The organism is Curtobacterium sp. DN_7.5 (genome assembly GCF_022655355.1).
Taxonomy (GTDB): domain Bacteria; phylum Actinomycetota; class Actinomycetes; order Actinomycetales; family Microbacteriaceae; genus Curtobacterium; species Curtobacterium luteum.
In genome coordinates this window covers 1,814,061-1,826,995 of the sequence record NZ_CP093378.1, presented here as the reverse complement: position 1 = coordinate 1,826,995, position 12,935 = coordinate 1,814,061, and the positions used below count along the sequence as shown (strand labels likewise).

Genomic DNA, 12,935 nt, shown 5'->3' with positions numbered 1-12,935 from the left:
TCGGCGACACGGGTGCGGGGGAGCCGTTCCGGGCGCTGCCCATCGGCGTTGCGTTCCCGCTCGCCGTGATCGGCGGGATCCTGCTCGCGCTGTCCTTCCCGTCGCCCGGCTGGTGGTTCCTCGCGTACCCCGCGGTGGCGTGCCTGCTCGTCGCCGTGATGGGGCAGCGCGCCCGCCGCGCGGCATGGCTCGGGTACCTGGCCGGGGTGGCGTTCTGGGTGCCCGCGATCTCCTGGGCCGGCCGCTACCTGGGCCCGGTCCCGTGGTTCGCCCTCGCGCTCCTCGAGGCCGCGTACCTCGCGCTCGGCAGCGTCGCGATCGCGCTCGCCTACCGGTGGCTCGCACGGGTGGTGCCGTCGACCGCCGGGCGGGTGTGGGGGCTCCCGGCGGTGGTCGCGGCACTCTGGACCGGGCGCGAGTGGTTCTCGGGGAGCTGGCCCTACGGCGGGTTCGCGTGGGGGCGCGTCGGCCTCTCGCAGTCGCAGGGCCCGTTCACGCACCTGGCCGCGTACGTCGGGGTGCTCGGCCTGACCTTCGTCGTCGTCTACTGCGTCGCGGTCATCGTGTCGCTCGCGCTCGTCGTCCCCACCGAGCTCGGCAGGTCGTTCCGGCTCCCGGTGCGGATCGCGACCGCCGGACTCCTCGTCGGCGCCGTGCTCGCCGTGCCTGCGTGGCCGACCGCGATCGACGGCACGATCCGCATCGAGTCGGTGCAGGGCAACGGGCCGGCGGGCTACTTCGACGGCGCGAGCCCGGGAGAAGTGCTCGCCGCGCAGCTCGCCGCCACCGACGTCGAGGCGAAGGGCGTCGACCTCGTCGTCTGGCCGGAGGCGTCCGCGGAGTTCGACCCGCGGCAGCAGCCGGCCGTGGCGTCGGCGCTCGACTCCGTCGTCACGTCCGTGGAGGCGCCGATCGTCGCCGGCGCGATCACCCAGACGCGGTCCGGCGTGCTCCACAACACCTCGTTCGTGTGGACCGCCGACGGCTGGCAGTCCTCCTACGACAAGAAGCGGCCCGTCCCGTTCGGCGAGTACGTCCCGGACCGGTGGTTCTTCTCGAAGCTCGCACCCTCGCTCATCGGGCTGCTACAGCGCGACTACACCCCGGGCACCAAGCCGAACGTCCTCAGCGTCGCGGGCATCAAGGCCGGGATCTCGATCTGCTTCGACATCGTCGACGACGGCCTCACGGCGGACATGGCTCGTGGGGGAGCGCAGGTCATCCTGGCGCAGACGAACAACGCCGACTTCGACGGCACCGACGAGAACCTGCAGCAGCTCGAGATCGCGCGGATGCGGGCGATCGAGACGGGGCGGTCCCTCGTGAACATCTCGACCGTCGGGGCGTCGCAGGTGATCGACCCGAGCGGACGGACGATCGACAAGGTGCCGGCGTACACCGCCACGTCGATGGTGACGGACGTGCCGCTCGGGACGGGGACGACGCCGGCGACGCTGTTCTCCGGCTCCGTGACGTTGCTCGTGTCGCTCGGGGGGCTGCTCGTGCTGCTCGCTTGCGCTCCGTGGGCGCGGCGTCGGCGTGACGGGCACGGCCGGTGATGACGATCGCGCGCGGGGGGATGGGTCGTCGCCCCGGAACGACGCCGTCGTTGTCGTGCGACGCCGTCGTTGTCGTGCGACATCGGCGCCGTCGTTCTTTGCGCCCGCTGACGATCGCGCGCGCGGGGTAGCGACACCGCCGTTGTCGTACGACATCGGCGCGGTCGTTCTGCACCGACGTCCCCCGACCGCTGCCACCCCGCCCGCGCACTCCGCACGACGCCGGATCGCGCGACATCCCCGCTCCCGGCGCCGCCCTCTGGGAACGCACTGTGAATGCACGGGTCGAGGAACGAACACTGGTGGAACAGTGTTGTGCAGGGCAGGACGACGAGCGGAAGGAGCACACAGATGGCTGATCGAAGTCTTCGCGGCATGCGACTCGGGAGTCAGAGTCTCCAGAGCGAAGAAGGAGTCGAACTCTCCGACCGGAAGCGCGCCGTCTACCAGGCGGACTCCGGCGAGACCTTCGACGTGATCTTCTCGGCCGAAGCAGAGGTCCCATCGACCTGGTCGGACCCTCGTTCCGGACGCGAAGGACGACTGCTCGGTGATGACGGCGTGCCCGTCGAGGTCGCCGAAGAGGACGTCAAGGCACCGCGCACCCACTGGGACATGCTGCTCGAGCGGCGCTCCCGTGAGGAACTCGAGGAACTGCTCGAGGAACGGTTGCAGTTCCTCCGCGCCCGCCGCGGAGCCTGACCGACTGATCGACCACCTCGCTGCTGCAACACGGCTGAGGTCGGAAGCACCAAGCAACGCGACGACGCCCGCCACGGGGAACCGAGGCGGGCGTCGTCGCGTGCTGCGGGCTACTTGGTGTCGCCGAGCTCCCGGTCGGTCGCTTCGTCAGCCGCCGCGAGTCGTTGGTCAACGCTCTTGTCGGACTCCGCCAGCCGCTGGTCGAGGTCGGACTCCGGCACGATGTCGGCCGCGGTCGCATCCGGACGTGGAGCAGCGCCGGCCGCGGTGTTCGCTGCAGCCGTGTTCGCCAGGCTCTCGTTCGCCAGCTTCGAGATCCGCGCGAGGAAGTCAGCTCCGCCTGTGCCGCCGGCCGACGGCGCACCGCCGCTGCGTCCCGCGGTGAAGCCCTCGGCGATGCCGGACAGCGCCTTCGTGAACTCGCTCGGGATCATCCAGAGCTTGTTCGCCGTGCCCTCGGCCAGCTTCGGCAGGGTCTGCAGGTACTGGTAGGACAGCAGCTTCTCGTCCGGGTCGCCGGTGTGGATCGCGTCAAAGACCGTCGCGATCGCCTGCGCTTCACCTTCGGCTCGGAGCACCTGGGCCTTGGCGTCACCCTCGGCCTGGAGGATCGCGGCCTGCCGCTGGCCCTCGGCCTCGAGGATCGCCGACTGCTTCGTTCCTTCGGCCTGCAGGATCGCCGCACGACGGTTCCGCTCGGCACGGAGCTGCTGCTCCATCGCGTCCTGGATCGACACGGGCGGCTCGATCGCCTTCAGTTCGACGCGGCCGACGCGGATGCCCCACTTGCCCGTCGCCTCGTCGAGCACGACGCGGAGCTGACCGTTGATGTTGTCGCGGCTCGTGAGGGCCTCTTCGAGGTTCAGGCCACCGACGACGTTGCGGAGCGTCGTCGTGGTGAGCTGCTCCACCGCCCCGAGGTAGTTCGCGATCTCGTAGGTCGCGGCCCGCGCGTCCGTCACCTGGAAGTAGACGACGGTGTCGATGGAGACCACCAGGTTGTCCTCGGTGATCACCGGCTGCGGCGGGAACGAGACGACCTGCTCACGCATGTCGATGAGCGGCCGGAGACGGTCGATGAACGGCACCAGGAGGTTCAGCCCCGGGCTGAGCGTCTTGTGGTACTTCCCGAGGCGTTCGACGATGCCCGCCGTGGCCTGCGGCACGATCCGGATGGCGCGAGCGAGCACGACGATCACGAAGATGACGACGACCAGGATGAGCAGGAGGAGCAGGATCGTCCCCGTTGAGAGGGTCATGAGACGTCTTTCTGGTTGATGCGGACGACGGCGGTCGAGCCCTCGATGGACTCGACGACGACGGGGGTGCCCAGGGCGGGCAGACGATCGGAGGGGTCACCGGCGAGGCGCGCGCTCCAGGTCTCGCCGTTCGCGAGGCGGACCTGACCGGGCGACGAGGACGTGAAGGCGACGGCCACCGTGCCGGAGAGGCCCACCAGTCCGTCGATGCCGGTGCGGTGCGGGTCCGCGCCGCGGTTCAGCGCGTGCAGGAGCCGTGGCCGGACGAGCAGGAGCAGCAGCAGGGCCAGCGCGGCTGCGACCAGCGCGGAGAGCCACCACGGCGCTCCGAGCAGCGCGGCGACCAGGCCACCGGCGGCGCCTGCTGCGAGCATGATGAAGATGAAGTCGAGCGTGAAGATCTCGACCACCCCCAGGATCAGCACCAGGCCGATCCACACGATGGTCTGGATCCAATCAGGTCCGGACACGCGATCTCCCTCCCTCGGTCGCGCACGCCGTTCGCTGCGTCGCGACGGCCGATCCAACTCCGTTCAACATATCAACTGCGACCGACACGGGGGCGCCGGACGGTAGGCTCGTTGCGGCAATGAGACCTCCGACCCCACCAGGAGCACGACTGTGAGCAACCCCCTCGCCCCCGGATCCCTCGCCGACAAGCGCGCCCTCGTGACGGGTTCGTCCCGCGGGATCGGCGCCGACACGGTCGGGTACCTCGCCGGGGCCGGTGCGAAGGTCGTCGTCAACTACCGGAACAAGGCCAAGCGCGCCGAGCAGATCGCCGACCAGGTCGTCGCGGACGGCGGCGCCGCGCTCGCGATCGGCGCGGACCTCACCGACCACGCCTCCGTGCAGGCCATGGTCGACCAGGTGGTCGAGGCCTGGGGCGGCATCGACCTCCTCGTGCTGAACGCTTCCGGCGGCATGGAGTCCGGTGTCGGCGAGGACTATGCCCTCCGCCTGAACCGCGACGCGCAGGTCGACATGCTGCAGACCGCCGTGCCGCACATGCCCGCCGGGTCCCGGGTCGTCTTCGTCACGAGCCACCAGGCCCACTTCGTCGAGACCGCCGAGACGATGGACGAGTACGTGCCCGTCGCCAAGAGCAAGCGCGCCGGCGAGCTGGCGCTCCGCGAGCTGATCCCGCAGCTCGAGGCCGCAGGCATCGAGTTCGTCGTCGTCTCCGGCGACATGATCGAGGGCACCATCACCGCGACCCTCCTCAACCGCCTCAACCCCGGTGCGATCGAGGGCCGTCGGCAGGAGGTCGGCAAGCTGTACAGCGTGTCCGAGTTCGCCGCCGAGATCGCAATCGCTGCGGTCGAGCCCATCCCGGCCGACCACACCAAGCTCGTCGGCGACGTCAGCGGCTTCGGCGCGTAGCGCCCCGGCGCACGCACGCACCCGCGCCGGCGCCGCCCCACCCGCGGATGCCCCGCCCACACCCCACGCCGGCTTCCGCGGAGGCGTAGCGTCGCTGGGGTGACCGCGAAGCCCGGCCTGCGCCGCACCTCCCGCATCCTGCTGCTCGACCCGGACGGACGCGTGTTCCTCATGGACACGGCCGCGCCCTCCTCAGACGGCTTCCACCGCTGGATCACCCCCGGCGGCGGTGTCGATCCGGGGGAGGACCACCGCACGGCCGCGGTGCGCGAGCTGCACGAGGAGACGGGCATCGTCATCGACGACCCGGGGGAGAGCGTCTGGTCGTGGGACTTCGACGTCACGTGGGACCAGGCCGACCACGACCGCGGGCACTCCGAGTTCTACGTCGTCCGGACGGACGGGTTCGAACTGTCGGACGCGGGGTGGACCGAGGACGAGCGGGTCGACATCACCGCCGCGCGGTGGTGGACCGCGGACGAGCTGGACGCGACGACCGAACCGTTCGAACCGGCCGAGCTCCCCGATCTGGTCCGTCGCTTCGCGCCGTCCCGTTAGGAGACTGCTCCGCAGCGGCCTGGAGGCTCGGATCGCCGCCGCCGGGTCGGCTCGCTCCACAGGGTGGTCGGTCGGGCACGGGTCCGCGCTACCGTGATCCGCATGCACACCGGTTCCGGGCACGCCGCCGACCAGCACGACCGCATCCGTGTCCGCGGGGCACGCGAGCACAACCTCCGCGACGTCGACGTCGACCTGCCGAAACGCCGTCTGACGGTCTTCACCGGCGTGTCCGGTTCGGGCAAGAGCTCACTCGTCTTCGGCACGGTCGCGGCCGAGTCCCAGCGGATGATCAACGAGACCTACAGCGCGTTCGTGCAGGGGTTCATGCCGTCGCTCGGTCGGCCGGACGTCGACGTGCTCGACGGACTGACGACCGCCATCGTCGTCGACCAGGAGCGCATCGGCGCGGATCCACGGTCCACGGTGGGGACGGTGACGGACGCCAACGCGATGCTCCGCGTCCTCTTCAGCCGCCTCGGACAGCCGCACGTCGGCGGCCCGAACGCGTTCTCGTTCAACCTCGCCACCGTGTCGGCCGGGGGAGCCATCACCGTCCAGAAGGGCACCGACGTGAAGGCCGAGCACGTCACCTTCAACCGGCTCGGCGGGATGTGCGCGGACTGCGAGGGCCGCGGGCAGGTCACGGACATCGACCTCTCCCAGCTCTACGACGACACGAAGTCCCTCGCGGCGGGGGCGATCACGATCCCGGGCTACGGGACGGACGGCTGGATGGTCCGCATGTACGCCGAGTCCGGCTACGTCGACAAGACGAAGCCGATCCGGGAGTACACCGACCAGGAATGTCAGGACTTCCTGTACCGCGAGCCGACGAAGCGCAAGATCGCCGGCATCAACATGACGTACGAGGGGCTCGTCCTCCGGTTCCGCCGGTCGTTCCTGCAGAAGGACCGCGAGGCGATGCAACCCCACGTCCGCGCCTTCGTCGACCGGGCCGTGACCTTCACGACCTGCCCGGCTTGCGACGGGACGCGCCTCAACGACACGGCTCGGTCATCGAGGATCGCTGGGAAGAACATCGCCGACGTCTGTGCGATGCAGATCAGCGACCTTGCCCGGTGGCTGCACGAGCTCGACGCGCCGAGCGTCGGCCCCCTCCTGGAGGGCCTGCGGGACGCCGTGGACTCGTTCGTCGAGATCGGCCTCGGGTACCTCTCGCTGGACCGCCCCACCGGCACGCTGTCCGGTGGCGAGGGCCAGCGGGTGAAGATGGTCAAGCACCTCGGCTCGGCGTTGAGCGACGTCACGTACGTCTTCGACGAGCCGAGCACGGGGCTCCACCCGCACGACGTCGAGCGGATGAACGAACTGCTGCTGCGTCTGCGTGACAAGGGCAACACCGTCCTGGTCGTCGAGCACAAACCCGAGGTGATCCGGATCGCGGACCACGTCGTCGACCTCGGCCCCGGGGCAGGGACGGCCGGTGGCACCGTCTGCTTCGAGGGCACCGTGGACGGTCTGCGGGGGAGCGACACCGTCACCGGCCGACACCTCGGCGATCGGCAGCCGCTCAAGACCGAGGTCCGTGACCGGACCGGGGCCCTCGAGATCCGCGGGGCGTCGGCGCACAACCTGCGGGCGGTCGACGTCGACGTCCCCACCGGGGTGCTCACGGTGGTGACCGGCGTGGCAGGGTCCGGCAAGAGCTCCCTCGTGCACGGGGCGCTGTCCGGACGCGACGGCGTCGTCACGATCGACCAGAGCGCGATCCGCGGGTCCCGCCGCAGCAACCCGGCGACGTACACCGGCATGCTCGAACCGATCCGCAAGGCGTTCGCGAAGGCCAACGGCGTGAAGCCGGCGCTCTTCAGCGCGAACTCCGACGGCGCCTGTCCCGCGTGCAACGGCGCCGGAGTCGTGTACACGGACCTCGGCATGATGGCCGGCGTCTCGACGACCTGTGCGGAGTGCGACGGACGACGCTTCGACCAGTCCGTGCTCGAGTACCACCTGGGCGGCAAGGACATCAGCGACGTGCTGGCGATGTCGGTGACGGAGGCCGAGCGCTTCTTCGCCGAGGGCGATGCCCGCATCCCGGCCGCGCACGCCGTCCTGGAGCGGCTCGCCGACGTCGGCCTCGGCTACCTCACGATCGGGCAGCCGCTCACCACGCTGTCCGGCGGGGAGCGCCAACGCCTCAAGCTCGCGACGCACCTGGGCGAGCCCGGCGGCGTGATCGTCCTCGACGAGCCGACCACGGGTCTGCACCTGGCCGACGTCGCACAACTGCTCGGTCTCCTCGACCGCATGGTGGACGCTGGTCGGACCGTGATCGTCATCGAGCACCACCAGGCCGTGATGGCGCACGCGGACTGGATCATCGACCTCGGTCCGGGCGCCGGGCACGACGGTGGGCGGGTGGTCTTCGAGGGCACGCCGGCGGCGCTGGTCGCGGCTCGGTCGACGCTGACCGCGCAGCACCTCGCGGACTTCGTCGGGAGCTGACGACCGGCACGCTCAGCAGTCGGCGCGTACGGTCCTGCGCATGACCTACAGCCAGCCTGACCCTGCCGAAGAGACCACCGCGGGCGGAGCCCCCGAGCAGCCGGACACCGACGAGCAGTTCCTCGAGGAGTCCGGACGCGAGGACGCCGCGCTCGAGATCGACGCCGACGACGTGCCCACCGAGCAGGACGACGCCACCGAACAGGATGACCCCGCGGGGGAGTGACGTGCCCCTGCTCGTGACGCCAGACCGGCCTGACGAGCAGCCCATCCGAGCCGGAGGGGCGGATCGATTCCCCGTCGACCCGCCCCTCCGACCTGTGGTCGACGTCCTACGCCGCGCGCAGCGACGTCACCATCGAGCGCAACGCCCGACGCGCTGCAGCCTGCTCCTCGACGGTCATGCCGGCGAGCATGCGGTCCTCCACGCCGCGGACCGCGGCGGTCGCCCGCGCCAGGTCCTCGCGTCCCCGGTCGGTCAGCGTCACCGGGACGACCTTCCCGGCCCCGTCCTCGGGGGAGCGGACCACCACACCGTCCCGCTCCAGTGCCTGCAGCAGGACGTTCATCGTCTGCCTGGTGACGAACGCCCCGCGGGCGAGGTCCGAGTTCGACAGCCCCGGGCGCTGGGCGAGCAGCTCGAGGCACGAGTAGTGCGTGATGTTCATGCCGAGCGGTCGGAGGACGTCCTCCATGGCGCCACGCAGGGCGCTCGAGGCCTCCTTCAGCAAGTAGCCGAGTGACGTCTCGAGGTCGATGCCGGGGGAGTCTTGACGCATGTCAGCATTCTGACATAGGCTCCATGTCAGGAAACTGACACATCAACCGAGGAGCGACACCATGCCCGTCACCGGCCCCGACTTCATCTCCTTCCAGGTCCGCGACCTCGACGCCTCGCAGGCGTTCTACGAGCGGTACCTCGGTCTCGTCCGCTCACCGGCCGGCCCACCGCACGCCGTCGTCTTCGACACGAAGCCGATCGCGTTCGCGCTGCGCGACGTCGTCCAGGGCACCGACCTCGCGACGGTGCCGCAGCCCGGCGTCGGCATCGCCGCCTGGTTCCACGCCGAGGGCGTGCAGGAGATCCACGACGCCCTCGTGTTGGACGGCCACCGGATCGTCAGTGCGCCGATCGACGGCCCGTTCGGGCGGACCTTCACGTTCGCCGACCCGGACGGCTACCACGTCACGCTCCACGACCGCGCCTGACGGCAGCACGGACCTCAGCGACGTCGGGACACCCGCTGCCGGAGCGCCAGTGCGCCGGTGCGGACCGCGGGTGGCAGGGGAGACGAGACGACCGTCGTGAACGGTCGCTCCGTCGCCCCGAGCGACATCTTGAACCGGCTGATGCCCTCGTCCACCCACCCGACGAGGTCGACGGCCGTGTGCCCGTGCTCGAGGGCATGGCGGATCACGTCGAAGTAGAGCGGCGTGCTCGGGTTCACGCTCCGGAACGCCCGGAGGGTCCCGCCAGCCCACCCGGTGACGACGGGGTGCCGCGTCAGCGCGACGATGACACCGGCGACGACCCCGTCGACGAGTGCGGTCGCCGTGTGGACATCGCCGCTCTCGGCGGCCCACCGTTCGATCCGTGCGCCGATGTCGTCCGGGTACGGCGACGGGACGCCTCGGCTCGAGTACGACTCGCTGAGCACGAGCGGGAGGAACTCGGTCAGCTCGCCCGGCTCCGACGGCCTGATCCGGACACCCTTGCGCTCGGCGACGTGGAGCGCCTGTCGGGCGCCGCGCTTCATGCCCTGCTCCAGTCGTTCGATCGTCGCGTCGACGAGGTCGACGACGTACGTCCGGTCCGGTGCGCCGAGGACACCTGCGCGGGTCGTGGCCGAGGCCGGAGCGACGGCGGCGTCCGGGCCGAGGTCGTACCGTGCCACGAGCACGCCGTGCCGGAGCTGCCACCGACGGAACGCCCGGAGGGTCGCTGCCAGGCGGTGCTCCGGGACGAGCGGTCCGACGAACGGGAACGGCGCCTGCACCGGCCGACGCAGCGCTCCATGGTGCAGGAGCACCGGGAACACGCCGACCGCTGCGCCGTCGACCAGGACGACGAGCGGCTCGAACCGCCAGTCGAACAGTTCGGCCTGCAGCGTGAGCCAGCCCCAGTCGTGGAACCCGGTCGCGCCGGGGTGTGCTGCGACGAGCGCGTCCCACTCGGCCGCGTCCCGGGTCGGCCTGAACCGGATCGTCCCACCCACATCGACCTCCAGTTCGCGGACACCGTCTTCAGAGCCCGCCCGAAGCCTACGCATCGGCCGAGCACGGGAACGCTGGGGTGCGAGAACTCTGCGCGAAGCCGTCAGACGTCACGACCGGCAAGCGCCGATAATGCATATTATGTCAACTCGCTCAAGCACGAGGCCGAGGTGAGTGAGAACGCCGCGGCCAGCAGCGTCCGCGCCGATCGAGCGCGGTCATCCTCGCTGCATCGTCTGCCAGAGCTTCACCCCGGTGTCCCGGACCGCACGTGGCAGCGGCGAGGAAGCGACGTTCGTGTACGGCGTCTCGACCCCGCCCATCCCGGTCTTGAACCGGGCGATCCCATCGTCCACTCGTCCGACGAGGTCGACGGCCGTGTGCCCGCGTTCGAGTGACCACCGGAGCACGTCGAAGTACAGTGAGGTGCTCGGGTTCGCCGCCCGGTGCTGGCGCAAGGTGCCACCCGCCCACGCGGACGCGACCGGGTGAGAGCCCAACGCCACGATCACACCCGAGGTCTCCCCTTCCACGACCGCGGCGCCGATGTACACGTCATCACGACCAGCCGCCCACCGCTCGACGCGTTCGCCGATGTCGGCCGGGTAGGGCGAGGGCACCCCGCGGACCGTGTACGACTCGCTCAGCACCCGCGGCAGCAACGCCGCCGTCTCCCCCGGTCGCGCCGGACGCACCTCGACGCCGTTGCTCGCAGCAGCACGCAGCGACCGCTTCGCGTTCCGGTGCAGACCGGCGACGACACCCTCGAGGGAGGCATGTGCCAGGTCGACGACGAACGTGCGGTCACGAGACCACTCCACGCCCGCTCGGGTCAGCTCCTCACCGGGCACCCGCACGCCCGGTGCGAGGTCGAACCGGGCGATCGGGACGCCGTCGGCGCTGCACGGTCAGGCCCGTGCTGGGGATCGTGGGTCCACATCCTGACGTCTCCGGTCGTCCCCCGCCGATCGATGGCGTTCCCTTCGACAGCGCCGACCCACGACGCACCGCCGACGCGGTGCTCGTGTCCGTCCGACCGTCGAGCTCCGTGATCAGAACGTCGCGACCGTCATCCCCGACCCGACGGCCGGGCGGTCCATCGCCAGGATCGCCTCGGGCAGCTCGTCGAAGCCGATCGTCCGACCGATCGAGTCCGCCGGACGCAACCGACCTGCCACGACGTCGTCCAGCATGGCTGCGTACTCCCGCACGCCGATCCCGTGGCTCCCGAGGATCTCGAGCTCGTCACCGATCACCCGGCCCATCGGGATGGCCGGGGTCGCCTCGTCGCCGAGCAGCAGCCCCACCTGCACGTGCCGACCGCGCGGCCGCAGGGTCCCGACGGCCGCGACCGACGTCGCCCGACTCCCGAAGGCGTCGACGGAGACGTGCGCGCCACCGCCGGTCAGCGTCCGGATCGCCCCGACGGCCCCGGCATCCATGGGCACGGTCGCCGCACCGAGGGCTGCAGCACGCTCGAGCGCAGCGGGCGAGATGTCGGACGCCACGACGCGGGCGCCCGCGGCGACGGCGACCTGGACGGTGGAGAGGCCGACGCCGCCGCAGCCGAAGACGGAGACCCACTCACCTGCGGTCACCCGTCCCACTGCGTGGAGTGCGTGGTAGGCCGTACCGAACCGGCAGCCCAGGCTCGCGGCCTCCGCGAAGCCGACCTCGTCCGGCAGCGCGACGACGTTGAGGTCGGCGTGCGGCACCGCGACGAACTCGGCGTAGGAGCCGGCGAGGTCGAACCCGGGTTGCTGCTGCGCCGTGCACACCTGCGTCGCCCCTGCACGACACTGCTCGCAGGTCCCGCACGCGAAGATGAACGGCGCCGTGACGCGGTCCCCCACCGCGACCCGTCGGACCTCGGCCCCGACGGCGGCGACCTCGCCCGCGAACTCGTGTCCGGGCACGTGCGGCAGTGTCACCGAGTCGTCGTGCCCCTTCCAGGCGTGCCAGTCGCTCCGGCAGACGCCGGTCGCGCGCACCCGGACGAGGACGCCGTGCGGCGGCAGGTCCGGCCCGGGGACCTCGACGACGGCGGGGAGGGAACCGAACTCGGAGTACTGCACTGCTCGCACCCGCCCATCATGGCAGGTCGGTCGTACCCCGTAGGCTCCTGAGCATGCGTTCACGGTCCGTCCTGGTCACACTGCTCCTCGTCGCGCTGGTGACCCTGCTGGGAGCGGCGCCGGCGAGCGCGCACTCGGCGCTGGTGTCGAGTGACCCGGCGGCGGAGGGCACCGTGTCCGCGCCGCTCGACCGGGTGACCCTCACCTTCTCCGAGGCGCCGTTGGCCGGGCTCGACGCCGGACTCCGCATCGAGGTCCGCGACGCCCAGGGCGCCGACGTCTCGACCGGTGACGTCGAGGTGTCCGGCACGGCGATGTCCAAGGCCGTCGACCTCGGGTCCGGGCGGTACCGCGTGCTCTGGCGGTACGTCTCCCCCGACGGACACCCGATCACCGGCGAGTACGGCTTCACCGCGTCGCTCCCGACGCGGACGCCGTCACCCACGGCGTCGTCGCCGGCTCCCGTCACGCCGTCGGCCGCGGCCTCCTCCGGCGCATCCGCGGCGGCGGCCACGGCCACCGCTGCACCGGCAGGCGCGACGACGCACGCCGGGCACTCCAGCGGACTGGTCTGGGTCATCGGCGGGCTCGCCGTGGTGGTCGCGATCGTCGCAGCGGTCACCGCGGTCCTGCGTCGGCGCGGCGGGCGGGGTCGGCCGCGGGGCGCAGCGTTGGTCGACGACGCCGGGCGCTGACGCGCCGGACGCGTCCACGCC

Annotated in this window: 14 protein-coding genes; 8 read left to right on the top strand and 6 right to left on the bottom strand. The window is 71.2% G+C overall.

Going from position 1 to position 12,935, the window contains the following annotated elements; translation table 11 throughout:
- The first annotated feature begins 65 nt into the window (after window positions 1-65).
- Together lnt and MON03_RS08520 are read left to right on the top strand one after the other, a co-directional pair.
- Entirely contained in the window at window positions 66-1,559 is a 1,494-nt protein-coding gene (gene lnt / locus MON03_RS08525) for an apolipoprotein N-acyltransferase (RefSeq protein ID WP_242091407.1), read from the top strand.
- A gap of 351 nt (window positions 1,560-1,910) precedes the next feature.
- A complete protein-coding gene (locus tag MON03_RS08520; protein WP_022902737.1) occupies window positions 1,911-2,261 on the top strand; it encodes an RNA polymerase-binding protein RbpA in 351 nt (116 codons plus the stop codon).
- 110 nt (window positions 2,262-2,371) lie between these two features.
- On the opposite strand, the gene MON03_RS08515 is transcribed toward MON03_RS08520, so the two are convergent.
- Both MON03_RS08515 and MON03_RS08510 read right to left on the bottom strand, forming a co-directional pair.
- The gene (locus tag MON03_RS08515; RefSeq protein ID WP_242091406.1) at window positions 2,372-3,520 is read right to left on the bottom strand and encodes an SPFH domain-containing protein; all 1,149 of its coding nucleotides are present in this window, start codon (window positions 3,518-3,520) and stop codon (window positions 2,372-2,374) included.
- On the bottom strand, window positions 3,517-3,990 hold the full coding sequence (locus MON03_RS08510; RefSeq protein WP_229727800.1) for an NfeD family protein: 474 nt from the start codon (window positions 3,988-3,990) through the stop codon (window positions 3,517-3,519). Before MON03_RS08510 ends, MON03_RS08515 begins: the two co-directional genes overlap by 4 nt.
- A gap of 151 nt (window positions 3,991-4,141) precedes the next feature.
- Between MON03_RS08510 and MON03_RS08505 the strand changes: the two genes are divergently transcribed.
- The 4 genes from MON03_RS08505 (at window position 4,142) to MON03_RS08490 (ending at window position 8,156) form a co-directional block, all read left to right on the top strand.
- Window positions 4,142-4,903, top strand: coding sequence for an SDR family oxidoreductase (locus tag MON03_RS08505; protein WP_022902734.1), 762 nt, complete (start codon window positions 4,142-4,144; stop codon window positions 4,901-4,903).
- A gap of 99 nt (window positions 4,904-5,002) precedes the next feature.
- Complete coding sequence (locus tag MON03_RS08500) at window positions 5,003-5,461, top strand: NUDIX hydrolase (protein ID WP_242091405.1); 459 nt, start codon at window positions 5,003-5,005, stop codon at window positions 5,459-5,461.
- 102 nt (window positions 5,462-5,563) lie between these two features.
- Entirely contained in the window at window positions 5,564-7,930 is a 2,367-nt protein-coding gene (locus MON03_RS08495; protein WP_188888861.1) for an ATP-binding cassette domain-containing protein, read from the top strand.
- 40 nt (window positions 7,931-7,970) lie between these two features.
- A complete protein-coding gene (locus MON03_RS08490; protein WP_242091404.1) occupies window positions 7,971-8,156 on the top strand; it encodes a hypothetical protein in 186 nt (61 codons plus the stop codon).
- Between the two features lie 106 nt (window positions 8,157-8,262).
- On the opposite strand, the gene MON03_RS08485 is transcribed toward MON03_RS08490, so the two are convergent.
- Window positions 8,263-8,709: a MarR family winged helix-turn-helix transcriptional regulator gene (locus tag MON03_RS08485; protein WP_175329230.1), complete on the bottom strand. Its 447-nt coding sequence runs from the start codon at window positions 8,707-8,709 to the stop codon at window positions 8,263-8,265.
- A gap of 61 nt (window positions 8,710-8,770) precedes the next feature.
- Between MON03_RS08485 and MON03_RS08480 the strand changes: the two genes are divergently transcribed.
- On the top strand, window positions 8,771-9,139 hold the full coding sequence (locus tag MON03_RS08480; RefSeq protein ID WP_242091403.1) for a VOC family protein: 369 nt from the start codon (window positions 8,771-8,773) through the stop codon (window positions 9,137-9,139).
- A gap of 14 nt (window positions 9,140-9,153) precedes the next feature.
- Here the strand turns inward: MON03_RS08480 and MON03_RS08475 are convergent, their stop codons facing one another.
- The 3 genes from MON03_RS08475 to MON03_RS08465 form a co-directional block, all read right to left on the bottom strand.
- Entirely contained in the window at window positions 9,154-10,146 is a 993-nt protein-coding gene (locus MON03_RS08475) for a lipid II:glycine glycyltransferase FemX (protein WP_022902729.1), read from the bottom strand.
- 216 nt (window positions 10,147-10,362) lie between these two features.
- The gene (locus tag MON03_RS08470) at window positions 10,363-10,995 is read right to left on the bottom strand and encodes a GNAT family N-acetyltransferase (protein ID WP_242091402.1); all 633 of its coding nucleotides are present in this window, start codon (window positions 10,993-10,995) and stop codon (window positions 10,363-10,365) included.
- Between the two features lie 201 nt (window positions 10,996-11,196).
- Window positions 11,197-12,228, bottom strand: a complete 1,032-nt coding sequence (locus MON03_RS08465) for an alcohol dehydrogenase catalytic domain-containing protein (RefSeq protein WP_242091401.1) — start codon at window positions 12,226-12,228, stop codon at window positions 11,197-11,199.
- Window positions 12,229-12,272: 44 nt separating this feature from the next.
- Here MON03_RS08465 and MON03_RS08460 point away from each other — a divergent pair, with 44 nt between their 5' ends.
- On the top strand, window positions 12,273-12,914 hold the full coding sequence (locus MON03_RS08460) for a copper resistance CopC family protein (protein WP_242091400.1): 642 nt from the start codon (window positions 12,273-12,275) through the stop codon (window positions 12,912-12,914).
- Window positions 12,915-12,935 lie beyond the last annotated feature (21 nt).